The organism is Haloferax marinum, assembly GCF_009674625.1.
GTDB lineage: Archaea > Halobacteriota > Halobacteria > Halobacteriales > Haloferacaceae > Haloferax > Haloferax marinum.
Genome location: NZ_WKJQ01000001.1, coordinates 2,542,752 through 2,565,792, shown reverse-complemented (window position 1 = coordinate 2,565,792; position 23,041 = coordinate 2,542,752). Strand labels below are relative to the sequence as shown.

At 61.5% G+C, this 23,041-nt stretch carries 25 protein-coding genes and 1 tRNA gene; 9 read left to right on the top strand and 17 right to left on the bottom strand.

Annotated features, from left to right (window positions below; genetic code table 11):
- Positions 1 to 24: 24 nt before the first annotated feature.
- Both GJR99_RS12925 and GJR99_RS12920 read right to left on the bottom strand, forming a co-directional pair.
- The gene (locus GJR99_RS12925; RefSeq protein WP_151112801.1) at positions 25 to 276 is read right to left on the bottom strand and encodes a hypothetical protein; all 252 of its coding nucleotides are present in this window, start codon (positions 274 to 276) and stop codon (positions 25 to 27) included.
- 116 nt (positions 277 to 392) lie between these two features.
- Positions 393 to 614, bottom strand: a complete 222-nt coding sequence (locus GJR99_RS12920) for a hypothetical protein (RefSeq protein ID WP_151112799.1) — start codon at positions 612 to 614, stop codon at positions 393 to 395.
- 123 nt (positions 615 to 737) lie between these two features.
- Here GJR99_RS12920 and GJR99_RS12915 point away from each other — a divergent pair, with 123 nt between their 5' ends.
- Together GJR99_RS12915 and GJR99_RS12910 are read left to right on the top strand one after the other, a co-directional pair.
- Positions 738 to 1,955: a GNAT family N-acetyltransferase gene (locus GJR99_RS12915; RefSeq protein ID WP_151112797.1), complete on the top strand. Its 1,218-nt coding sequence runs from the start codon at positions 738 to 740 to the stop codon at positions 1,953 to 1,955.
- Positions 1,956 to 2,073: 118 nt separating this feature from the next.
- Entirely contained in the window at positions 2,074 to 3,096 is a 1,023-nt protein-coding gene (locus tag GJR99_RS12910) for a sodium:calcium antiporter (protein ID WP_151112795.1), read from the top strand.
- A gap of 73 nt (positions 3,097 to 3,169) precedes the next feature.
- Here GJR99_RS12910 and yciH read toward each other — a convergent pair whose 3' ends face one another.
- The 6 genes from yciH to GJR99_RS12885 all read right to left on the bottom strand — a co-directional run bounded on the left by yciH (position 3,170) and on the right by GJR99_RS12885 (position 6,375).
- Positions 3,170 to 3,475 carry a stress response translation initiation inhibitor YciH gene (gene yciH / locus GJR99_RS12905; protein WP_225317639.1) on the bottom strand — a complete coding sequence of 102 codons (306 nt, stop codon included), beginning with the start codon at positions 3,473 to 3,475 and terminating at the stop codon, positions 3,170 to 3,172.
- A 188-nt stretch (positions 3,476 to 3,663) separates the two neighbouring features.
- On the bottom strand, positions 3,664 to 3,792 hold the full coding sequence (locus tag GJR99_RS17730; RefSeq protein ID WP_255518306.1) for a hypothetical protein: 129 nt from the start codon (positions 3,790 to 3,792) through the stop codon (positions 3,664 to 3,666).
- A gap of 173 nt (positions 3,793 to 3,965) precedes the next feature.
- Positions 3,966 to 4,151, bottom strand: coding sequence for a DUF1059 domain-containing protein (locus GJR99_RS12900; protein ID WP_151112791.1), 186 nt, complete (start codon positions 4,149 to 4,151; stop codon positions 3,966 to 3,968).
- Positions 4,152 to 4,731: 580 nt separating this feature from the next.
- The gene (locus GJR99_RS12895; RefSeq protein ID WP_151112789.1) at positions 4,732 to 5,346 is read right to left on the bottom strand and encodes a hypothetical protein; all 615 of its coding nucleotides are present in this window, start codon (positions 5,344 to 5,346) and stop codon (positions 4,732 to 4,734) included.
- Between the two features lie 206 nt (positions 5,347 to 5,552).
- Positions 5,553 to 5,626 (bottom strand) — tRNA-Ile (locus GJR99_RS12890).
- Positions 5,627 to 5,853: 227 nt separating this feature from the next.
- A complete protein-coding gene (locus GJR99_RS12885; RefSeq protein ID WP_191967125.1) occupies positions 5,854 to 6,375 on the bottom strand; it encodes an FxsA family protein in 522 nt (173 codons plus the stop codon).
- Positions 6,376 to 6,509: 134 nt separating this feature from the next.
- Here GJR99_RS12885 and GJR99_RS12880 point away from each other — a divergent pair, with 134 nt between their 5' ends.
- Positions 6,510 to 8,150, top strand: coding sequence for a DUF255 domain-containing protein (locus GJR99_RS12880; protein ID WP_151112785.1), 1,641 nt, complete (start codon positions 6,510 to 6,512; stop codon positions 8,148 to 8,150).
- 83 nt (positions 8,151 to 8,233) lie between these two features.
- Positions 8,234 to 9,037, top strand: coding sequence for a TrmB family transcriptional regulator (locus GJR99_RS12875; RefSeq protein ID WP_151112783.1), 804 nt, complete (start codon positions 8,234 to 8,236; stop codon positions 9,035 to 9,037).
- 62 nt (positions 9,038 to 9,099) lie between these two features.
- Here GJR99_RS12875 and mptA read toward each other — a convergent pair whose 3' ends face one another.
- From mptA to GJR99_RS12850, 5 genes are all read right to left on the bottom strand, one after another.
- Complete coding sequence (gene mptA / locus GJR99_RS12870; RefSeq protein WP_151112781.1) at positions 9,100 to 10,026, bottom strand: GTP cyclohydrolase MptA; 927 nt, start codon at positions 10,024 to 10,026, stop codon at positions 9,100 to 9,102.
- A 229-nt stretch (positions 10,027 to 10,255) separates the two neighbouring features.
- Complete coding sequence (locus tag GJR99_RS12865) at positions 10,256 to 10,651, bottom strand: DUF7124 domain-containing protein (RefSeq protein WP_191967152.1); 396 nt, start codon at positions 10,649 to 10,651, stop codon at positions 10,256 to 10,258.
- Between the two features lie 156 nt (positions 10,652 to 10,807).
- The gene (locus tag GJR99_RS12860) at positions 10,808 to 11,047 is read right to left on the bottom strand and encodes a hypothetical protein (RefSeq protein WP_154325995.1); all 240 of its coding nucleotides are present in this window, start codon (positions 11,045 to 11,047) and stop codon (positions 10,808 to 10,810) included.
- Between the two features lie 219 nt (positions 11,048 to 11,266).
- Complete coding sequence (locus GJR99_RS12855) at positions 11,267 to 12,508, bottom strand: NAD(P)/FAD-dependent oxidoreductase (RefSeq protein ID WP_151112777.1); 1,242 nt, start codon at positions 12,506 to 12,508, stop codon at positions 11,267 to 11,269.
- A gap of 109 nt (positions 12,509 to 12,617) precedes the next feature.
- On the bottom strand, positions 12,618 to 12,971 hold the full coding sequence (locus GJR99_RS12850) for a hypothetical protein (protein ID WP_151112775.1): 354 nt from the start codon (positions 12,969 to 12,971) through the stop codon (positions 12,618 to 12,620).
- A gap of 309 nt (positions 12,972 to 13,280) precedes the next feature.
- Between GJR99_RS12850 and GJR99_RS12845 the strand changes: the two genes are divergently transcribed.
- On the top strand, positions 13,281 to 13,874 hold the full coding sequence (locus tag GJR99_RS12845; RefSeq protein WP_151112773.1) for a DUF6149 family protein: 594 nt from the start codon (positions 13,281 to 13,283) through the stop codon (positions 13,872 to 13,874).
- A 20-nt stretch (positions 13,875 to 13,894) separates the two neighbouring features.
- Here GJR99_RS12845 and GJR99_RS12840 read toward each other — a convergent pair whose 3' ends face one another.
- The 3 genes from GJR99_RS12840 to GJR99_RS12830 all read right to left on the bottom strand — a co-directional run bounded on the left by GJR99_RS12840 (position 13,895) and on the right by GJR99_RS12830 (position 17,517).
- Positions 13,895 to 15,373: an MATE family efflux transporter gene (locus tag GJR99_RS12840; protein WP_151112771.1), complete on the bottom strand. Its 1,479-nt coding sequence runs from the start codon at positions 15,371 to 15,373 to the stop codon at positions 13,895 to 13,897.
- Positions 15,370 to 16,035, bottom strand: a complete 666-nt coding sequence (locus tag GJR99_RS12835; RefSeq protein ID WP_191967124.1) for a TetR/AcrR family transcriptional regulator — start codon at positions 16,033 to 16,035, stop codon at positions 15,370 to 15,372. The genes GJR99_RS12840 and GJR99_RS12835 overlap by 4 nt, the downstream gene beginning before the upstream one ends.
- Before the next feature lie 162 nt (positions 16,036 to 16,197).
- Positions 16,198 to 17,517 carry an NAD(P)/FAD-dependent oxidoreductase gene (locus GJR99_RS12830; RefSeq protein WP_151112769.1) on the bottom strand — a complete coding sequence of 440 codons (1,320 nt, stop codon included), beginning with the start codon at positions 17,515 to 17,517 and terminating at the stop codon, positions 16,198 to 16,200.
- Positions 17,518 to 17,613: 96 nt separating this feature from the next.
- On the opposite strand from GJR99_RS12830, the gene GJR99_RS12825 reads away from it, so the two are divergent.
- The 3 genes from GJR99_RS12825 (at position 17,614) to GJR99_RS12815 (ending at position 20,974) form a co-directional block, all read left to right on the top strand.
- Positions 17,614 to 19,392 (top strand): sensor histidine kinase, encoded by a 1,779-nt coding sequence (locus tag GJR99_RS12825; RefSeq protein ID WP_151112767.1) that lies wholly within the window; start codon positions 17,614 to 17,616, stop codon positions 19,390 to 19,392.
- Between the two features lie 57 nt (positions 19,393 to 19,449).
- Positions 19,450 to 20,331 carry a homoserine kinase gene (locus GJR99_RS12820; protein WP_151112765.1) on the top strand — a complete coding sequence of 294 codons (882 nt, stop codon included), beginning with the start codon at positions 19,450 to 19,452 and terminating at the stop codon, positions 20,329 to 20,331.
- Positions 20,332 to 20,464: 133 nt separating this feature from the next.
- Entirely contained in the window at positions 20,465 to 20,974 is a 510-nt protein-coding gene (locus GJR99_RS12815; RefSeq protein WP_151112763.1) for a universal stress protein, read from the top strand.
- A 271-nt stretch (positions 20,975 to 21,245) separates the two neighbouring features.
- On the opposite strand, the gene pdxS is transcribed toward GJR99_RS12815, so the two are convergent.
- Entirely contained in the window at positions 21,246 to 22,154 is a 909-nt protein-coding gene (gene pdxS, locus GJR99_RS12810; RefSeq protein ID WP_151112761.1) for a pyridoxal 5'-phosphate synthase lyase subunit PdxS, read from the bottom strand.
- A 123-nt stretch (positions 22,155 to 22,277) separates the two neighbouring features.
- Between pdxS and GJR99_RS12805 the strand changes: the two genes are divergently transcribed.
- Complete coding sequence (locus GJR99_RS12805; RefSeq protein ID WP_151112759.1) at positions 22,278 to 23,015, top strand: DUF1405 domain-containing protein; 738 nt, start codon at positions 22,278 to 22,280, stop codon at positions 23,013 to 23,015.
- Positions 23,016 to 23,041: the final 26 nt, after the last annotated feature.

The window sequence follows — 23,041 nt, the reverse complement described above, 5'->3', positions numbered from 1 at the left end:
CGGTGGTGGTGGTCGAAGCGCCGGTCAGCGGTTGCCCGTCACGTAGAGGATGGGCCCGACGACGAGCAGCGCGATGCCGAGGAACATGTAGTGCGGCTTCGCCAGTGCCTGCGGCGTCAGCAGGAAGATGAGTCCGAACACGACCGAGTTGGCTCCGATGACGCGCCGGGATTTCAGCGGCAGTGCCCCGACCGTCGTCAGGATGAACACGAGCAACAGCGCCTGCCCAATGTTGTAATTGAGCAGAAAGCTGTCTATGAGTTGAAGGGGAAGCATTCTTGTTTTCTCGGTCGGTTCGAATCGACTATCAAAGTTCCGTTATTCCCGCTCGGCTATTTCCCCCTGGTGCCCGCGATATTTGGGTGATGTGTCGAACAGCTGAGTAGACGGGGCTAGTGCGACGGTCCAGAGATGTCGAGTGGGCGAATCCACCCGTACCAGACGAGGAGTATCATCCCGGCGTACCCGAGGACGAACACGACCATCCCGAGAGTGTTGTATCCTGCCTCGCCGAGGAGTCGGCGCGCGATGCCCGGAATGACGATTCCGAGCGCCACGACGGCGATGAGGAGCAGATTCCTGCGCTTCAGAAACGAACTCTGCGTCTCGCTCATGGTGACCGCTCAGGGACGCGACGACGTGAATCGCACGGTTCTCGAACCGACGTGAGAGGCCGTTTGGTCGACTCGTCTCGACAGTCTCCGAAAACATATATCGGCAGACGACGGACCGATAACATGTACCTCCACCCGCTCCCCGAAGAGCACCGCGACACGTATCGCGAGTTCATCAGCTACGCCTTCAGTCCCGAAGACGGTCCCGACTGGGACGATACGAGCCCACCAGACGCAGATATCTACTATCCCCGCGGCCTCTACGACACCTCGGCCGACGTCTCGGCCGACGCGCTCGATTCGTCGGACCTCGTGGCGGTCTGTGCGTTCTACGACTTCACGGCACGCGCCCGCGGGACGTGGCATCCACTCCCTGGTATCTCCGTCGTGGCTTCACCACCGGAGGCGCGCCGACAGGGACACATCGCGACCATGCTCGACGAACTCCTCGTCGAGTTCCGCGACTCCGGTCGGTATCTCTCGGCACTCTGGCCGTTCAAATACGAGTTCTACCGTCGCTTCGGATGGGCGAAAACCAACGACTACGCGAAGACGACGGTTCCACCCGAAGCACTCACCGCAGTCAGTCCGGACGTGAGTGGTGAGTTCGTCCGCCTCGGCCCAGACGATTGGGAGCGTCTGGACGCCGTCTACACCGAGTGGGCCACCGAAGACCTCGGACTGGACCGAACGGAAGGCTGGTGGCGAAACCGTACCTTCCGGTGGTGGGGCTCTAACCCGTACGTATACGGGTGGGAACGCGACGGCGACTTGCGGGGCTACGTCGTCTACCGCATGGACGGTGACTGGAACGAGCGGACGATGCACGTCTCCGAACTGGCCAGCGTCGACGCCGAGGCGCGAGGCCACCTCCTTCGGTTCCTCCGCGACCACGACTCACAGGTCGAAGAAGTCGTCATCCAACGCGAGCACGAGCGAACCCGTCTCATCGACGACCTGACCGACCCACTGGCGGCGACGGTCGAGATCAAACCGGGGCCGATGGTTCGAATCGTCGACGTTTCAGCGGCGCTCGAAGCAGTGACGTTCTCTGCCGACGCCGACACAGACGTCGTCCTCGGCGTTTCCGACGACCGCTGTGCGTGGAACGACGACACGTTCCGCGTCGTCGTCACCGGCGGCGAGGCGTCCGTCGAACCGGCGACTGACGACCCGGACGCGACAGTCGAAATCGGGGGACTCTCGCAACTACTCGTCGGTGCACGGTCGGCAGACGAACTGGCGCGGACTGAGTCCCTCACCATCCACGAACCCGCCGCGCTCGACGGCTTGGCAGAGGTGTTCACCGAGCGAGACACCTTCCTCAGAGAACGGTTCTGACGGCACCGCGGCGTCTCGTCTCGCGTCCGCCTCGTCGACTCACACGTGCTCCACCACGCACTTTTCACCACGCACTTTTCACCACTCGCTTTTTTGTCACACCACACGAACGTCCGCTGTGGCATCGGTTCCAGTTCTCGTGGTGTTCACCATCGTCGGCGCGGTCCTCGCGTGGAAAGGTGGTGACTACCTCGTGCAAGCGTCTGACCGACTCGGGGCGTACTACGGCCTCCCGGCTATCGTGCAGGGAGCCGTCATCGCCGCCGTCGGGTCGAGTTTTCCGGAGTTGTCGAGTATCATCATCGCCACGGTACGGTACGGCGCATTCGATATCGGTGTCGGTGCGGTCGTCGGGTCGGCAGTCTACAACATCCTCGTGATTCCAGCGGTGTCCGCGCTCGCTGGCGAGGGGCAACGACTCGCGTCGAGTCGCGACTTAGTGTACAAAGAAGCGCAGTTCTATCTACTCGCACTGGCCGTCCTCGTCCTCACGTTCTCACTCGCCGTCATCTATCAGCCGAGTGGAAGTCCGGCCGACCTCGAAGGGTTCGTCACGCGCTCTCTCGCGCTCATCCCGCTTTCACTCTACGGACTGTATCTCTTCATGCAGTATCACGACACGCTGGACCACCGTGCGACGGTTCCGGTGGTCGCCTCCGACATCGACCCACGGCGCCAGTGGGTTACACTCGTCGTGTCGCTCGGAATCATCCTCGCCGGGGCAGAACTGCTCGTCCGGGCGGCAGTGGGATTCGGAGACGTGTTTGGAACCTCCCCGTTCCTCTGGGGGCTGACCGTCGTGGCTGCAGGAACGAGCCTCCCCGATACGTTCGTCAGCGTCACGGCCGCCCGACAGGGGAACGCACCGATGAGTCTGGCAAACGTCTTCGGAAGCAACGTCTTCGCCTTGCTCGTCGCCCTCCCGGTGGGTATCCTCGTGGCCGGCGGAACCATCGTCGCCTTCCAGGAAGTCGTGCCGATGATGAGCTTTCTGACCGGTGCGTCCATCGTCTTCTTCGCCGTCCTCCGAACCGAGATGGCGCTGACCCGCGGCGAGTCGTTCGTCCTCCTCGGAACGTACGGTCTGTTCATCCTGTGGCTAATCGCCGAGAGCCTCGGTGTCACGTCCTTCGTCGGGTGAGAAAGAGAGAACTCTCTGGCCGGGGGACGACGAGAAAACTACGACGCTCAGGCGATCTGGTACTCGAGGACGCTCAGGCGACCTGGTACCCGAACTCGAGGAGGATGTCGCGGGCGCGTTCGACGTGGTTTCCTTGGAGTTCTATCTCGTTGCCTTCGACGGTTCCACCACAGGCCAGTCGTCGCTTGAGTTCCGACGCGAGTTGCTTGATGTCGGCACGGTCCATCGTGAACCCGGAGACGATGGTCATCGGTTTGCCGTACCGTCGGGTGTCTTTGCGAATCGACAGCGTCTGTCCGACCTTCGAGAGGTCGGCGTCGATGCCGAGTTCGTCGGGGAGGCCGCTGATGGACGAGAGGTCTTTCTTCTCTTTTTCCACACGCTCTCGGACGCGCTCTGTGGATAAGTGGTTATCTGCGAGATGAAACACTGAGGACATCGGTGGTCGCGCAGTGCCGCCGCTATAGAATCGTAGATGTACTCGTCGCGAAAAGGGCGTGTCGCGACGAGCGGGGTTGATGTTGACCGCGAGGGCGGCCGGGGGTCGAGGGGGTGTCTCGAACCTGCTCAGTCGCCGGGCGTGTTACCGCGCTGGTAGCGACCGACCATCTTCCACATCGTTGCGTCGAGGTCGTCGCCCTCGGCTGCAGACTGAAGCTGGCGGTACAGGTGTTCGGAGACGTCGATGGTTGGCATCACCAGTTCATATGTCGTGTACGACTTTAATACTACTGGAATACAGAACTGAGTAAATTTATCCGAATTTGCGCTGACACGAGTCGGATAATCGGGTGACGAAGCGCCCAATCCAACCGAACTGACCTCGTGTCGTTCGAGACACACACAGCTCGTGACCTGATAGATTCGTTTTAGTTCGACCGGATATCTGGAGGTCCGTTGTCGCGCTTCAGCGCCAGTTCGCCCGCTTCGAACGGGTCGACTGGCGTGTCGTGTTCGTCGTCCATGTGTTCCATCACGAGTACGCCGACGTCTTCTCGGGAGTCGGCAGTCGTACTAAATCCACAACCTGAGAGACAAGTTAACGTGAAAGGCATGACAAATGGTAACAGATGCTGGTCTGTCTTATACGTTGCTCAATATTCACTCGGATATACTATATACGCAGAGATTAGATACAGATTTTCACCGAGTTCGAGATGGGATGACGTATTTGTACACAACCTCACCTGATTTTTGGACAGTGGATGACCGCGTTCGCGGAGTGTGTCTCTGAACAGTCCCTACCGATTGATGGGCACACCCGGTCGCATGGGTGGGCAGGTTCGTCGGAGGGTGGCGTTCAGTCGGGGATGAGGATTTTGGCAGACATCAGTGGACAGTGATATCCGCCAGGTGGGTGCGCCCTGACAACGGCAAATCCTAATTCGTCACCAAGTTACTTATGTATTTTGTGATACACGATATCGAAGTCCTGCTGGTCGCTGGTGGGTCAAGAGTTTGAATTCCGGATTGTACTCCATGTTAGGCGAGACAAGAGACCATAATCACAATTTCGGCCCGCTAAACGGGTATTCAAAAGTGGCTACTCTTCATTCTACTGAGTTTGTCTGTTCGTGCCATTTAGGAACAAACTCTCTGCACGTCGATTATTCGAGTATCGCCGCCGACGCTCGTTCAGTATCTGCCTGTGGAGTGCCTTCCCTCAGTGGATATTATTTTGACAATAGACGTGAATCCAAACCAAATTGCCGCAGGTAAGAAGACAAAAGAGATAGCCAATAGAGAATCTGAAATCCCGATTTCCATAGATTCAGAGAGGTGACTGGCGATAAGGAGGACAAAAACAAAGAAGATATTCCCGAAAATTAATTTCGTTACAAATCTCCGGTTCGACCACCATCCAAGAGGGCGAGCAATATTGTTCGAATATTCATTTATCAACAACGTTCCTACGAGAACTACCGAGAGATATGTCAAAATCCCCGAGTCAACCACCGCTGAAACCGATATAGAGACAAATGAGAAAAGAGACAAGGTCAGATACCGTATGTCTTCTTGGCGTTGAATCCTCTCCCAGAGATTCTCATTGGTAGAAAATATTTCTGATTGTTGATTCATTCTACTTGCTGAACTTCGACCCGATTCCTGATTGTATATGTCGTTCTCCGATACGTAATCGTACAACTGGATGCCGGCGAGGGGAATAGTGAGAATTGAAGCAACAACCTGGATCACGGTTAATACCGGTGATGAACTTACTTGGAGAAGAACAAGGAGTCTATCTGTCATTAAACGACAATCTGAGTAAACATAGTTATAATTTTTCACATGTTAATAAATTGTCAACTCTGTCACTCCCATGACCACAGGCGGAGTGTTACGGTCGAGCTCATCGGAAAAAGATACTTCTCTTCAGGTGTAGTTTCGTCAGAAGTTGGGTGGCCGGGGAGTTCAAGCCCCAACTCGCATCGGCGACGAATCGTTGCCAATGGGAGTGGGCCAACGCGGATTTGAACCGCGGGCCTCCCGGTTATCAGCCGAGCGCTCAACCTGACTGAGCTATTGGCCCAGGTAAGCGCATTCACTCGTTGTGCGCTGTTGATTTTAAGACTTTCTTTTCGGACCGGCGTTGGTGCGTGTTAGTGAATGTCGCCGTCGTCCGTCGATTCCCCTCCGGTCACGAGGGGAACCAAACGAGGGCGTTCGCAGCGCGAACTGGCAGAAGTCGAGGATAGACGGACGACTGGGTGCGGGCGCTGCCGCTCGGACGGACCGAACGAAACGAGAGAAGACGCGTTATTCGGAGTCCTGGCCGCCGAACCGGTACGAATCGGGGTCGGCGTCGTAGACGCCGTCACCGCCGGTGTCGTAAGCCCGGTCGTCACCGAACTCTTCTTGCGGGAACCCAGCCGTCCAGACGTTGCCCGTGACGAAGCCATCGGTCTGCTTGTCGAGGTAGGGTTTGACGACGACCCGTTTGAGAACCTCGCGGATGGGATACCGCGTCACCGGGATGGCGATGAGGAAGCCGATGGTGTCGGTGACGAGGCCCGGCGTGAGGAGAAACGCGCCGGCCGCGATGAGGAGTCCACCGTCCATCAGTTCGTTCGTCGGCAGGTCGCCTCGAGCGAACTTCGTCTGGAGATTTCGGAGTGTGTGTCGCCCCTCTGCACGGACGAGTAGCATGCCGACGAGACCCGTCAGTACCACTAACGCGACGGTTGGCACGAGGTCGATGTACTGCGCGACGACCACGAGCAACAACGCGTCAGAGAGGGGGATGAGGAGCAAGAGCGCGAGCAACGTGCGCGTTCGCATGGTCGTCCCTACCCGGTCCCGGCCCATAGCCCTTTTGTCCCGACACAGAATCCGCCACCCGTCGTCACCCGCCAGTAATCACCGTGCGACGTGGCCTCGAAGCGCTTACCCGCATCCACCGCGGATGGTGGAACATGACTGACGAGACGCGCGTCGAATGGCGGCAGTGGGGTGCCGACGCGTTTGCCGAGGCAACGGCGATGGACAAGCCGATTCTCCTGTCGCTCACCGCGACGTGGTGTGAAGACTGCCACGAGATGGACGCCGAGACGTACGCAGAACCGCGTATCGCAGCGAACCTCAACGACGGATTCGTCCCCATTCGGGTGAACGTGGACCGCCACCCACGCATCCGCGAGCGATACAACATGGGTGGGTTTCCCTCGACGGTGTTCCTCGCACCGGACGGCAAGCCAATCACGGGCGCGACGTTCATCGGCCCCGATGGGATGCGACAGGTCATCGACCGCGTCCGCGAGGTGTGGGAGAAGAAGGGTGCAGACGCAGGGCGACTTCCGCGCGCACTCGCGGGCGACCTCCCGCCCGCCGGCGAACTCTCCAGTCAAATCGAGGCACACCTCGCCGGGCAGGTAGAAGTCACCTACGACGAGGCTAACGGCGGGTGGGGCGACGCCGCAAAGTTCCCGCTCCCGCGCACCGTCGAGTTCGCACTCAAGCGCGACCAATCGCGGGCGCTCCGCTCGCTCGACGCGATTCGAGACGGACTGTTCGACCCCGTCGAGGGCGGGTTCTTCCGCTACGCCGACGACCCGAGGTGGTCGAAACCGAACCGCGAGAAGACGCTCGAATCGAACGCTGCCCTCCTCCGCGCGTTCGCCAACGGGTATCGGTACACCGGGGAAGACGCCTACCTCGACCCGGCGGCCGGGACCGCGAGATTCCTCGTCGACTCGCTGTGGACCGGCACAGGATTCGGTGGGAGCATGGGCCCAGCGGCCGGGACAGACTACTACCTACTCGGCGAAGAAGGACGAGCGAGCGCCCCTGGTCCACGGACCGACCTCACAGTCTACGCCGGTGGAAACGCACTCGCAGTTGACGCACTGTTGGTCCTCGCAGGACTCACCGACGACGAACAGGCCCGCGAGTTCGCCACTCGAGCACTCGACCGAATCGCCGAAGACCTCGTCGACGACGGCGTCGTGACCCACTTCCACTCGGGCGGCGCAGTCGGCGAGTCTCTTCTCCTCGAAGACCACGCGCGCGTCGTCGCCGCCGCCTGTCGCGCCCGACAAGTCCTCGGAGACGACACCGTCGCGGGCGAGACCTACCTCGAGTTCGCGACCGCCGTCGCCGACGCCGCCATCGAGGAACTCTTCGAAGACGGGTCGTTCCTCGACGGACCGGCGACCGGCGAAGGGCTCTTGTCGTTACCACTCCGTCCGCTCGACGGCAACGTCGAGATGGCGAACGCACTCATCGACCTCGCACTGCTCACGGGGACCGACGACTACCGCGACGTTGCAGAACAGACCATCTGTGCCTTCGCAGGTGCATGGGACCGTATCGGAGTCCAAGTTGCCGAATACGGTGCCGTCGCCGCACGATTACTACGCGACCCACTCGTCGTCGAAATCGGTGACGAAGCAGGGTCAGACCTCCACCGCGCAGCACTCCGTGTCGCGGACCACGAAGCACTCGTCGTGCCAGCGGCCGATATCGACGCTGGGACCGCACGTGTCAGCGTCGGGTCCGATACACACGAAGCAACCACTCCCGACGAGTTGATGGACGCGGTGTCCTCAGTCACATAGGACGCGTTCGTCTGTTCGCTTGCAACCGAAACATTGTGTAAACATCCGGTTTGTTTATAACGAAGAACCGAGATAGACGGAGCATGGCGAGTCTTCGAGATCTCGGACTTTCTGAGTACGAAGCGCGGGCATACCGCGCACTCCTCCGAACGGGGGCGACGACAGCGAAAGAACTGTCGCGGGCGAGTGACGTTCCGATGGGGCGTATCTACGACGTGTTGAACAGTCTCGAACAGTACCACCTCATCCGGAGCCAGGCGGCGAGTCGGCCGAAGAAGTACGTCGCCGTCGAACCGGACATGGCACTGGACCGTCTCCTAGAGAGCAAGCGACAGGAGTTAGAAGAGAAGGCGGAGCAGTACGAAGCCGTCGTCGACGAACTGAACGACGAACTCGACACCGCAGAACCGGTCCACGACCAGTTCTGGACGGCGGCGGTCGGTGACGACGAAACGGTCGACCTCCTCGTCGAGCGGTTGGCAGCGGCCGACGACTCGCTCGCGATGGTCGCAGGGACGCCGTCACCACAGTTCGACCTCGGGATGGTCGGTGACCTCGTCGTCGAAGAACTGGAGGCGGCGCTCGAACGGGGCGTCGAAGTGTCGATTCTCATGTCGCCGGACCTCGTCGATAGCCTCCCCGAGAGCGTCGGGCAGCGCTACATGGAGCGTCTGTCGGACCATCCCGCGTTCCACGTACGGACGGCCGAGAACCTCACTGGTGTGTTCAACCTCATCGACGACGTCGAAGTCTGTATCGAGGTCCCCAACCCCCTCGACCCCGGCCAGGCGTTTGCGATGATAGACCTGAAAGACCCCGAGTTCGCTGCCGACCTCAGGTCGACGTTCGACCCCCGGTGGGAAGCGGCCGCACCGCTCCCGTTGTAACCCAAAGACGTAGTTTTCGTCGCCACCCGACGAAACGGGTGGCTACCCCGGTAGATACCGCGCTAGGCGTCGAGTTCGCCTCGGAGTTGCCCCAGCGTCACTGCACGCTCTGCGTGAGCGTTGTGCTGGTGAATCGACTCGTCGTTCGACTGCTTCATGTGGACCACGGCGTCGTCGGGGAGGTGGTCGAGTTCGTCGACCGCCATCTCCGCCATCGAGCGAACGCAGTCTTCGACGAACTTCGCGTTCGCGTGGGCGTGGTACGTCATATGGTCTTCGTCTGGACGCTTTGCGAGGTTGTAGATGCGTGCGGACATCGAGTCGCGGGCGATGTCTATGAGGTCCATCAAGTCCACGTCGGGCGACCCTTCTGTCTCGACGGTGAGCGTGGCGTGGCCGCGCTGTGAGTGTCCGGGTTGGGGAACCTTGTCGAGGAACTCCTCGATGGTGTCGTCGTCGACAGCGAGGTCCCCGAGGACGTCTCGGGCGCGGGACGCCGACATCCCTTGCGAGCAGGGACAGACCGTCATCCCGACGACTTCGGCCCCGATTTCCTCACGGGTTCCGTCTTCGGTCGCCGTCGCACTCGCGATAATCTGTGCGGTACTCTGGGTAGACAGTCCACTGGCGGGCGTATCTTCACGCACGACGAGTTCGGCGGTCATCCGAACCTCGGCTGTCGTGGTGTATTCGTGTTTTGCGAGGAGGCGCTCGGCGGCGTCTCCACACATGTCCTCGACTCGGTAAGCGGGTTCGGAGACGGCCGCTTCGAGCACCTCGTCGATGACCTGCATGTTTCGGCTCATGTCGATGCCCTTTCGGCCACTCGGGAGGTCGACGAAGACTTCGAACTCCGCCATCAAGACGAGTGGACGCTTTCCGTCACGGGCGATCTTGACGAGCTTCTCGACGCCTGTGACGCCGACCTGGCTCAACCCGACGGTCACGTCCGGTTGAGAGGCCTGTACGTCAGGCAACTGGTGACTCATCAGCGAAAGAGAAGTGCTGTTGCTGATTAGTGCTTTCGATAGACGAACAAAATCGGCGGAAGACGCCCAGTTGCCCCGACTAGGGCCAGTCGTCTCGACTAAGCCAGTCGTCCCGGCTACGGCCAGTCGTCCCGGCTACGGTCAGTCGTCTCGACTAAGCCAGTCGTCCCGGCTACGGCCAGTCGTCCCGGCTACGGCCAGTCGTCTCGGCTACGGTCAGTCGTCCCGGCTACGGCCAGTCGTCCCGGCTATCGTCTTCGAACGGGTCTTCGACAGGTTCGTCGTCGCCGGCGAGTGGCCACTCGGCCGCCGCTGCCGCCTCTTCGACGGGGAGGTACTCCCAGTCGGTCTGCTCGGCGAGCGAACGGTCTTCGTCGGTCGTACCGACGAAGACGTGTCTGTCGGTGTCGAACTGTCCCATCACGTTTTCGAGGCTCTCTTTGACACCGCGCGGCCCCGAGAAGAAGTCCTGACGGATGCGTTCTTTTCGGGTGAAGTTGGTCACGACGTACGTGGGCTTTTCACTCACGACGCCGACGTACTTCGTCCACGTCCGCGCGTCCGCGAACGCCGCACTCGGCTCTGCGAGTCGCTTGAGTGCCTCTAGTTCGAACGCGAGCGTCATCGTCCCTTGTCCGCCACCTGCTGCCATGTCCGGCGATAGGCGGCGAGGCGTGGAAAACCACTTCGGTCCTCTCCGGACGGTGAGAACCGTACGAGGTGAGTACCAAATCGAGACGACGAGAAATCTCAGTCGAGCGCCAGCGGCTCGACGAAGGGGTTACTGGATACGGACGTACTCTGTAAACACGACCACGTCTCCACGAGAGAGCCTCGTGGTCGCCGGGTCGATGTCGAGGCGACCCGACGGTGCGGCGGTTGCGAGTGCGTGTTGTGTTCGGTCGCTCAGTTCGTCGAAATGCCGAACTCGAGCACCCGGTGGTACGTCCGTGATTGGCACGACGGCAGGAGACGCTTTGAACTCCGTCGCCGGTGCTGGCCGTCCATCCTTCGATGACATGTGGTAACACATGTCCTTCTAGAGTATAAATGTTTGTGGTACGTTAACACAGCCTAAAATGCTAAAATGACTAGATAGGAAACACACGAGTCGTGAGCGTCGGCAGCGCTGAGACTGGGGACGTCGGGGGAAAAGCTGTCAGCAAAGAGGCGACGTCGGCTCAGAGGGGTGTGTCTCTCGTGTCTCCCGTCGCCAAAAATCTGCGTCGGAGGGAGCCGATTACTGCTCGGCGGCCGCGCCTTCGAGGTCTTCGAGTTGGAAGTCCTGCTTCACGAGGGTGTCTAGCTGACCACTGACGTCGACCTGCTCGCGCATGAGTTTCTTGTACTTCGTCTGCGGCGAGAGGTCGCCGATGAGGACGCCGCCGACGATTTTGCCGTCCTTGATGGCGAGCCGCCGCCACTCGGTGTCGGAGTACTTCGCTTCGACGCTGTCGTCGCCGAGCGTCGGGTGACCGAACGAGAGGAACGGGAAGTCGAAGTGCGTGATGGAGTACGACGAGACCCAGCGGAACTCCTCGCTGCCGTAGTCGACCATGTTCTTGGCCGCGATGGTTCCCTGTTCTTTGGCAGAGCCCCACGCACCGTTCTGTGCGCGCTCGCCGAGGATGACGTCGTGGAACTCGGTGATGTCACCGGCCGCGAAGATGTCGTCGTGGTTCGTGCGCATGTACTCGTCCACGTGGATGCCGGTGTCGCACTCGATATCGGTGCCTTCGACGATTTCGGTGTTGAAGTTCAGGCCGATAGCGATGCCGACGAAGTCGGCGGGGTAGCGGTCGCCGTTGGGGTCGATTGCGGCCGTGACGACGCCGTCGTCGTCCATCTCGAAGTGGTCGACACCGGAGTCGAAGACGGGTTCGACGTTGCGCTCGCGGAGCGCGTTGTGGATAATCTCTGCACCGTCTTGCGAGAGCGCGTAGCGCCACCAGGCCTTGCCGCGCATGAGGTACTTGCCTTCGACGTCCTGTGCGGCGGTGATTGCCGCGAGGTCGATACCGAGGAGACCGGCCCCGATGACGACGGAGTTGTCGGCCTGTTCGATGTGCTCTTTGATGTCGCGAGCGTCCTGGAACGTCCAGAAGTGGTGGATTCCCTCGGCGTCGGAGTTCTCGACGGGGAGTTGCGTCGGGGTGCCACCGATGGCGAGGAGAAGTTTGTCGTACTCGTATTCGGTCCCGTCGTGGGCGGTGACCGTGTGCCCTTCAGGGTCGATGTTCGTGACGAGCGTGTTCAGAACGAGGTCGATATCCCGGTCGTCGTACCACGATTCTTCGTGGATCGAGATGGGTGCCGCGGGAAGTTTGCCCTTGGCGAATTCTTTGATCAGAATGCGATTGTATAGGGGTTCACCCTCGTCCGTGATGATTGTGATGTCGGCATCGGGTTCCTCCTCGCGGAGTGTCTCGGCCGCTGAGGCCCCCGCGATGCCGTCGCCGACGATCACGTACGATTGACTCATAACCCGTGGTTTGTATTCGGGGTTAATGTGGATTGCTATCTCTCTCATGATTGTTTACAGCCGAAAGGATAGCGAGAAGAGAGGGCGATTCGGGGCGAACGGTCAGTTTCTAGCAGCGAGACGCCGTTTCGTCGGGGGTTCCACCGTCTGGAACGACGCGTTTGGGGGTTCGACCCCGTCGGATGACAGTCCGGACGGACGCAGGGATGCCGCTTCGGACGAGTGCCCCGGCCCCAGTTCGAAGCACGAACACCGCGAGGACGAGTCCGAGTGGCCACCCGACGAAGAGCGTCACGAGGCCGAGGCCCGGCGCGAGTGGGGCCACCAACGTCGCTGCGAGTGCCGCCGCGAGAACCCCAACTATCGTCGCCAGTGCGACGAATACCGTGTCTGCGAGCGTTACAATCCCACTGGGGTGCTGGTCTCGTGGGTCTGGAAGTCCGAGTTCGTTGTCGTGAGTCATCGTCGTTCTCCTTACCTAGTGAGACGACCCAAGACCGTAAAAGGGTAAGCAGAATGATATTTTTGTAAGCCGGCTTACCGTACCGAATTTATGCAAACCCGTCGACATTTTGGCGCGTGGGCCGACCGTGTGGGCAGCGACTCGTCGAGCGAGACGACCCCAACCGTCTGACCCTCACACGAGGCACACGTGTACACGACGATGAATCGGCCCGTGAAATGGAAACGGCGATAGTTGGTCGTGAGATGTCGTTCGATACCCTCCATGGGCGTGGTCTTTACGTATATTCGACCCTAAGCGGGCGACTGAATGAAGATTCGTCAGAACATCCGCCACTTTGCGACGAAGAAGGCGCTTACCATGCCGGTCATCGGCGACATCGCGACCGAGAAGATGGTGGACCTCCACGTTCGTATCTTCGGCGAACGCGCGGACCCCGACCACCGCGAAGAGCGCGAAGCCCACATGGCGGCGTTCTTCGAGTGTACGTTCGACACGTATCTGGCCGCCCTCGACGCTGGATTCCCGGAAGCGGAGGCCCGCGAGATAACGCACATCCAGGCCAACTTCGACTTCTACAATCACGGGTGGACCGAGATGATGGAGTTCCCGACGGACGAACTCGAAACACACTACGAGCGCTACGAGGAGTTCTTCGAGCGCTACGACATCGACATCGCGAATCCGCTGGGTGAGTTCCGGACTATCGAGATTCCCGACGCGCCCGCGACGATGGAGAAGTTGGACGACCCAGAACACCCACACGCAGAGGGTGGCTTCGCCGACGACGTCTACGTCGAAGACGAGAGTGGTGAAGTCGGTGTCGGGGGCACAGAAGAACCGGAGGACGTCGACTTGAACGCGGCCCCCGGTCTACAGGACGTCGACGAAGAGACGGCCTGACGCCGTCGTTCCGTTCTTTTTCAATCGTCCGCCGCGGCCATCCGCGGTGAGTCGACGACGTTGTCTTTCCACGTTCCGCGCAGGAACCACGCGTAGGCCAGAACCGCCGATATCACACTCGACAGTGCGATTGCCCACCAGACGCCCGACACGCCCATCCCGCCGTACTCGACGAGGAGGTAGGCGGGCGGGATGCGGAACACCCACAGCGAGAGGAGGGTGAATATCATGGCCGTCCGCGTCGAGCCACTGCCGCGGAATCCGCCGGAGACGACCCGGAAGATGCCGAGGAAGATGTACGTCGGTGCGACGATTCGCAAGAAGTCCACACCGATTGCGATGACGTTCGGTTCGCCGGGGATGAACACCGAGAATATCGGTTCTGCGAAGAAGTACGCCCCCGCAGAGACGAAGACCAACGCGCCAGTGATGAGACCAGCGCCGAGGTGGACGCCACGTTCTGCGCGGTCGGGTTTCTCTGCGCCGAGGTTCTGACCGACCACCGTCTCGATACCTTGTTGGAGTCCAATCGCCGGCAGGAAGACGAGCGAGTTGAGACGGATTCCGATACCGAACGCTGCGACTGCCGCAGAGGTGTCCACACCGACCGTTTTGGCCCCGGCGAAGGCGACGAGGGCCGTCAGCGCAGTCACGCCGAGCGCACGAGTCGACTGTTCGACGCTCGTCGGTGCGCCGATTTTGACGATTTTCCGCACCGTCTCCGCTTTCAACACGAGGTCACGCAGTGAGAGTTGGATACCGACCCGTCCCGAAAACAGCAAGAAAAACCCGGCGAGTGCGCCGATACCGCGGGCGAACACCGTCGCGATAGCAGCACCCTGTACGCCGAATCCGGTGAACCCAGTCGCGGCAAAGAGTTGCGACTGGAGGGCGTCCAGACCGAGCAGTCCGAATACTGGGTTCGTGTCGAACCCGAGGATGAGAAACGGGTCGATGACGACGTTGATGGCCACACCGAACGCCATGAGGAACATCGGCGTGCGGGTGTCGCCCCACCCACGCAAGAGCGCCTGGAAGATGAAGAAGCCGAACATGAAGTAGACGCCGAGGAAGATGGTTCGCGTGTACTCGACGGCGAGATTGTGGACTTCTGTGCCCGGTGTCGTCCCGATGAGCGGCAACATCACCGGCGCGAGGAGGTAGCCCACGGCCGAGAAGAATATCGACAGGAGCGTGACGAACGCGATGGTCTGGCCGGCGACGTGGTCGACCCTGTCGTGGTTGCCCGCGCCCTTGTTCTGGGCGACGAGGACGGTTCCGGCGACGGTGAACCCCATCCCGATGGAGATCATGAGGAAGACCAGCGGCCACGAAAAGGACAACGCGGAGACTGCCGCTTCACCGACGCGACCCACCCAGAAGGTGTCGGCGAGGTTGTAGCCGACCTGCATGAGCTGTGAGAGGACGATTGGAACCGAGAGCGTCAACAGCGGTTTGAGCATATCGCCCTCGGTGAGTTCGACGTCGCGGGCGCTCATTCGGCACCTTCTGTCGTGGCACCGTCGTCAGCGAGGAGGTCGGAGACGACGAACGTTTCGAGCGCGGCACGAACGTCGGTGGGAACGTCGTGTGCTGCCCCCGGCGAGTCGTCATCGTTCGTCGGGGAAACGACGACGCGCTGGAGTCGCGCCCCGTCGAGCGCGGCAAACAGAAGCGACGCCGTCCGCTCGGGGTCGACCGCTCGGAACGTTCCGTCGTCGATGCCGTCACGGATGATATCCGCAAAGCGCTCTCGGATGGCAATCTCGTTGCGTGCGACCTGCTCGCGGTACGCCTCGTCGTGAGGGGCCTGAACCCGGAGTTCCGTCAGTGCGAGGCCGAAGCGGTCGTACTCGTCGTCACCGTCTGCACTGGGGCACATCTTGTCGAGGAGGAACCGGAGGCGCTCGTCGGGAGCGTCACCTTCGGTTGCGTCGACTTTCTCTTCGAACCGCTGGAGTAGGTAGGCGAGAAACGAGACGAGTAACTCGCGTTTCGTCCCGTAGTGGTAGTGGAGGAGCGACTTGCTCTTGCCTGCCTCGTCGGCGATTTGCTGCATCGTCAGGTCGGCGTACCCTTCGGCGCACAACGCCCGATACGTCGCCTGCATCAACTCGTCGTGGACCTCGGCGGGGACCGAGTTGTCGGTGTCTGCGCTCACTAACTGACTGGTCAGTCAGTGGTGCCAAAAGGGGTTACGGATACGAAGTCGATTGCCGGAAAGCGTGACTGACGGTCACATAGCAGCAGAGAATCGAGGGAGAGAACGGAGTGGAGAATCGCGTGGGAGAACCGAGGGAGAGTTCGGCGCTCGCCGCTCGGTTCAGAGTGTGTCGTCGATGCGGTCGGCGACTTCGTAGCCCGCGACGATACCGCCGTTGAGGGAGCGTTCTGGGTACTGTGCTTCCGAAGCCATCCCAGCGTAGTAGACGCCATCGGCGACGTCGTCGGCGAGGTCGTAGGGGACCACGAGGTCGAGATAGCCGCGTTCGTAGACGGGGCCAGCGCGCGGGTTGCGGGCGATTTTGAACTCCTCGACGACCGAGCGGTCGAAGTCGGGGAACATGTCCTCGATTTCGTCGAACCACACGTCTTCGACTTCCTCGTCGCTCAGCTGCCAGAGGTCTTCTTCCGGGCCTTGGACGTAACTCGCCACGTAGAGCAGGTGGTCGCCGCCGTACTTCTCGGGCGGGACGAAGTTCGTGTGCTCGATGAGAGAGCCAAACGGTGCGTCGTGCGCGATGTTGAGCCAGTAGGTGTCCATCAGCGACTCGGACATCGTCGCGAGGCCACAGACTGCTCCCTGGAAGTCGATGTCGCACTCGAACCCAGTCAGGTCTTCGAGGACGTTCGGCATCGCCGCGACGACGACCGAATCGACGTCGTAGACTTCGGTTTCGTCTGCTGTCTCGACGGTGATTGTCTCGACTTCCTCACCGTCACCGTCGGTGTCGAGTGCGGTCACACGAGACCCAGTCTGGATGTTCTCGCGGCCGACAGCGTCCACGAGTGCGTCGATGAGCGGTGCGAATCCGCCGTCGAAGTAGCCGAGGAGTTCGCCGCGAAGCAGGTCACGCTCGCCGCGGAACCGGACTCGCCCGAGGAACCACGCCGCCGACACGTCGTGTTTTCGCTCGCCGAACTTGCCGTCGAGCAGCGGGTCCACGAAGTTGTCGTAGACGCCCCGTGAGGTGTGTTCGACCACGAACTCCTCGATTGGCGTGTGTTCGTACTCCGCGAGTTCTTCGTAGGCGTCGAAATCGGGAATCCCACCACGGACGTCGATTCCGAGGGTGAGCATACCGAGTCGGAACTTGTCGTAGAGGCTCATGTGCGGATACGCCGCAATCTGCCACGCCGTGTCCAGCGGGTGGACGACGCCGTCGACGTAGTAGGCGTTCTTGCCGATACGCCACTCCAAGTCGTCTCCGAGGCCGAGTTCCTCGGCCAGTTCGACGATGGTCTCTTCGGACTTCGAGAGATGGTGGTAGTATTTCTCGATGTCGTCACCGCTCGTCTCGTACGTTGCTGCGAGGCCGCCCAGTGAGTCGGACGCCTCGAAGACTCGAACGTCGTGACCCCGTTTCCGGAGTCGGTGCGCCGCGGCGAGGCCCGCGATGCCGCCGCCGACGATGCCTATCATAGACCGGGGTTCGCTGGGCGTCGGAAAGTCCTTTCTGATTGCTCTGTCTCGGACGCCGACGGTGAGAATTTTAACCCCCCTCTCCCCACTCCTTCCATGCACGGTGCGCCCCACTGGCAGGTCACACCCTACACGATTCCGCTCGGAGTCGGTGCGGGCCTCTTCGTGATTCTCGCCGTCTACTTACTCCGGCGCCAGACAGAGCGCCGACTCGTCCCCGGAGCGACGCTCGGCGCCCTCCTGTTGTTGGCGTCGGGATTCTGGATGGGACTGTACGCGCTCGAACTCTCACGGACGGACTTCGCGGCGAAGGTTCTGTTGAATCAACTCGCCTATCTCGGAGTCGCACCGCTCCCGCTGCTCTGGCTGGCGTACGTGCTTCGCCACGCTGGCCTCGATTCACTGCCACGAGAGGCGTGGGCGGCACTTGGAACGGTGCCCGTCGTCACCGTCGGACTCGTGTTCACGAACCGGTGGCACAATCTCATCTGGGACGGCCTATTGCTCACCGAACACGACGGCTACGTCGTCCTCGTCAACGACCACGGCATCGCGTTCGTCGGGTTCGTCGTCTACGCGTACATCCTCGTCGTCGTCGCACTCGCCGTCCTCGTTCGGACGCTCTCTCACGCCGACGGAATCTACCGGAAACAGACCGTCGGATTGCTCGTCGGCGGACTCGCCCCCGCGGTCGGTGGTCTCGTCTACGTCGCCGGTGCGAGTCCTGTCCCCGGATTGAATCTCCCGGCGTTGGCCTTCGCTCTCACCGCGAGTGCCGTCGCGTGGAGCGTCTTCCGACATCGGTTGTTCACCGTCGTCCCCATCGCGTGGGAGTCGGCCGTGGAGTCGATGCAAGGGGCGGCTATCGTCCTCGACGACGAACGTCTCGTCCTCGACGCAAACCCGTCCAGCGAGTCGGTTCTCGACCGGTCACTCGTCGATTCCTACGGCCGACCCGTCGAATCCGTCCTCAAACCCGAACTCGTGGCGGCCATCGACGACGCTCCGAACGCTGAGGTGTCGGTGACTATCGGCGGTGACGACAGAGACCTGCTGGTGAACACGACTCCGCTCGGTGACGACACGGCGACGTCCGGGACGCTCGTCTTGGTCCGTGACATCACCGAACGAAAGGAACGCGAGCGACGACTCGAGCGACAGAACGACCGCCTCGAAGAGTTCGCCTCGGTCGTCTCTCACGACCTGCGAAATCCGCTGACGGTGGCCCGAGGATATCTCGAACTCGCACGAGAGACGAACGACGACGACTACTTCACCCGCGTCGAGGACGCCCACGACCGGATGGAGACGATTATCGATGACCTGCTCACGCTGGCCCGACAGGGAGAGACGCTCACCGACCGCTCTCCCGTCGCACTCTCCACCGTCGCGTCCGAGGCGTGGGACAGCGTCGCCGTCGGGGAGGCGACGTTCGACGCTCGAATCGACCAGACGGTCGACGCAGATAGAGGCCGCCTTCGCCAACTGTTCGAGAACCTGTTTCGGAACTCGGTCGAGCACGGTTCGGCAGGCAGTCAGGCAAGGCCTGACGACGCCGTCGAGCATGGCACCACAGAAACTCACGATTCGTCTGACGACGCCGTCTCCGTCGTCGTCGGCCCCATCACCGGCGGCTTCTACGTCGAAGACGATGGCCCCGGAATCCCTGAATCGGAGTCCGAAGACGTGTTCGAACGCGGCTACACGACGCACGAAGACGGAACCGGGTTCGGTCTTCCAATCGTCAAGTCGGTGGCCGACGCACACGGGTGGACGGTCACACTGACGTCGTCGTCGTCCGGCGGTGCTCGGTTCGAGTTCACCGATGTCGAAACGGGGGCGGTCGAAGAACGGACAGACAGTTCGGGGAACTGACCCCCGTCTGCTTCGACGTTCGCCACATTTTTATCTGCGATAGGGCAACTGCGGGGCATGGTTACGGTCCGCGCACCCGCGACGAGCGCCAATCTCGGAAGTGGGTTCGACGTTTTCGGTGTGGCTCTCGACCGCCCGGCAGACGTCGTTCACGTCGAACGAGCGGACCGCACAACAATCGAAGTGACTGGTGTCGGCAGTCAGTACATCCCGACAGACCCCGGCCGGAACGTCGTCGGTGCCGTCGCGGAGGCGCTCGACGCACCGGCACACATCCGCATCGACAAGGGCGTCCGCCCGTCGTCCGGTCTCGGGTCGTCGGCCGCGAGTTCCGCGGGCGCCGCACTCGCACTGAACGAACTGTACGACCGCGGGCTCTCCCGAGAAGAACTCGTCCCAATCGCCGCAGAGGGTGAAGCAGTCGTCTCTGGCGAGGCCCACGCCGACAACGTCGCCCCCGCGCTTCTCGGCGGCTTCACCGTCGCGACCCCCGAACGAGTCACCACCATCGACGCGGATATCCCGCTCGTCGCCTGTCTCCCCGAAATCGCCGTCTCGACGCGCGACGCCCGTCGAGTCGTCCCGGAGACGGCGAGCATGGAAGAACTCGTCCACACCGTCGGTCGCGCGGCGACGCTCTCGGTCGGGATGTGCCGCCGCGACCCGAAACTCGTCGGGGCCGGAATGGACGAGCGAATCGTCACGCCAGCGCGAGCGAAACTCATCACCGGGTACGACGACGTTCGAAGCGCCGCACTCGCCGCAGGTGCGGACGGTGTCACCGTCTCCGGGGCCGGACCGGCGGTGCTCGCTGTCTGCGGAGCACACGCTCGAACCCGCGTCGCCGCCGCGATGATAGAAGCCTTCGACGACGCGGGCGTGGCCGCTCGAGCCTACAAGACTCGTGTCGGCAGCGGCGCAGAAGTATTCGATTTCTGAGCGTTGTTGAGAACAGTTACCACACCTCCAGAAGCCCGGATTTCGCACGTTTGAAGCTTCGTAACGAATCCTCACGGTCCGTGTTATCACGATTCCGAGAAGACTTTTCTCACACACGCGATAAGTTCGAAACATGAACCGAGCACTCGTCGTCGTGACACCGGACGAGCAGTCGCATCGAATCCTTCGTGAGGCCGGCGAATTCGCCGCCGGGAGCGGAGCGGAACTCATCGTCCTGACCATCCTGCCCGAAGACGAGTTCGAGCGGACGCGTTCGGCCCTCGCGAGCGTGGGGTCGTCTGACGTCGTCTACGGACTCGACCAGGCGCTCGAATCGGCGACACGCGACGCCAAGACGCTCGCCCGAGAGGCGTTCGACGGACTCGACGTCGATTTCCGCATCGTCGCCGACATCGGACCGAAAGTCGACACCGTCCTGGAGACGGCGCAGTGGGAAGCGTGCGACCACCTGTTCGTCTCTGGTCGCCGTCGGTCGCCTGCCGGCAAACTCCTCACCCGTGACCTGACGCAGACGCTGATGCTCAACTTCGACGGCCCGGTGACGGTCCTCCTCGGAGACGAAGACGACGCCGAAGACGAAGCGGACGCGAAAAAGAAGAAGAAGAAAGGTCTGCTGGCGTAATCACACCACAGGTCGCGGTCGGTCCACCACTGTCGGCCCACCACCGCCGACCTACCGCTGACCCACCACCGCCGACCTACCGCTGACCCACCACCGTTCGACCGCTCCCACACGCGGTCCACCACCCGCGTCGACACCCACCGAAGCGGCAACACGTCTAAACCCACCGAAGCGGCACACTTTTTCGAGACAGAGCGGCGAGCGGAGCGCTCACCGGTGAGCAAGAGAGAATAACAGAGCGTAGAACCGAGACGGAGTCGAAGGCGTGGGCTTAGACGCCGCGGCCCTGCATCTTCTTCTCTTCCGGCATGTCGACGTTCGCTTCGCCTTTCATGCCCTTGCCGATGCCGGAGGCGATTTCTGCGAGTTTGTCCGGGTCGTCCCAGTTGTTGACTGCCTCGACGATTGCCTTGCCCATCTTCTCCGGGTCTTCGGCACCGAAGATACCGGACCCGACGAAGATACCGTCGCACTCGTGGTACATCATGAGCGCGGCGTCGGCGGGCGTCGCGATACCACCGGCAGCGAAGTTGACGACGGGGAGTCGGCCCATCTCCGCCGTCTCGTGGACGAGTTCGGCGGGTGCTTCGTGCTCGCGTGCCCACTTCTCGCGTTCGTCGAAGTTCAGTCCGGTGAGCGTGCGAATCTGGTTTTTGATGGTGCGCTGGTGGGTGACTGCCTGGTTCACGTCGCCCGTGCCAGCCTCACCTTTCGTGCGAATCATCGCGGCACCCTCGTTGATGCGGCGGAGGGCCTCGGGGAGGTTCCGTGCGCCGCAGACGAACGGAGCGGTGAACTCTCGTTTGTCGATGTGGTACTCGTTGTCCGCTGGAGTGAGCACCTCACTCTCGTCCACCATGTCGACGCCGACTGATTCGAGAATCTGGGCTTCGGTGTAGTGGCCGATACGGGCCTTCCCCATCACCGGGATGGAGACGGCGTCGATAATCTCTTTGACCAGTTCGGGGTCGGCCATCCGAGAGACACCACCGCGCTTGCGGATGTCCGCGGGGACCGCCTCCAGCGACATGACGGCGACTGCGCCTGCTTCCTCTGCAATCTTCGCTTGTTCTGCGTTGACGACGTCCATGATGACGCCGCCTTTCTGCATCTGCGCGAACCCACGCTTGACCAGTTCGGTCCCACGTCGGAGTTCCGCGAGGTCGGTCTCCTCAGGCATATCGAGGGCTTGCGACTGGGTACACTTAAGCAGTCCTTTCCGGACGGCAGTCGTTCGCATCCGGCACTCCCTCTCATGGGGGAGACCGGTATCGCTTTCCCTCCCCCATACTTTCGCGTGGGTATGGACGCGGTGACGCGATTGCGCCGACTACTCGACGACCCCAGACGACTCTTTGGTGACGATAGTCTCCCCGCGACGACGGAGCTCCCCCGCTGGCTGAGTCCGCTCCCCGAGTGGCTGGAGAACTTCGGCCTCAACGTCGCGTGGGTGGTCGTCGTCATCAACCTCGTCGGCACCGCGTTCGGCTTTTGGTACTACGGCTTCCAGTTCAGTATCGAACCGCTCGTGATGTGGCCGTTCGTCCCCGACAGTCCCGTCGCGACGCTCTTTATCGCCCTCTCGCTCGCCCTGTGGAAACTCGGCCGCTCGAACGAGTATCTCAACGCGCTCGCGTTCTTCGGCTGTCTCAAACTCGGCCTGTGGACGCCGTACGTTCTGCTCGCGTTCAAGAGCGACTTTTCGTACCTCCACTGGGCGATGTACAACTTCCTCTTCTGGAGCCACCTCGCGATGGTCGTCGAGGCGTTTCTCATCCAGCGCTACGCGAAGTTTCCGACCGTCGCCATCTTCGTCGCCGTCGTCTGGTACGGGTTCAACGACCTCGTCGATTACTTCGTCCCACTCGTCGGAACGCCACACCACACGCTCATCCCGGCCGAACCAATCGTCGATGGCGTCGTCCAGCACGTCGCTCCGGCCCACGAACTCGCTGCCGCAGGTGCCGTGGTGTTGACGCTGACCGCCACGTTCCTCGCGTTCGCCACGGGAGTCGAGAAAGTCGAACGCGGCGCGGTCTGAACCTCGAATACGGCGCACACGTTTTT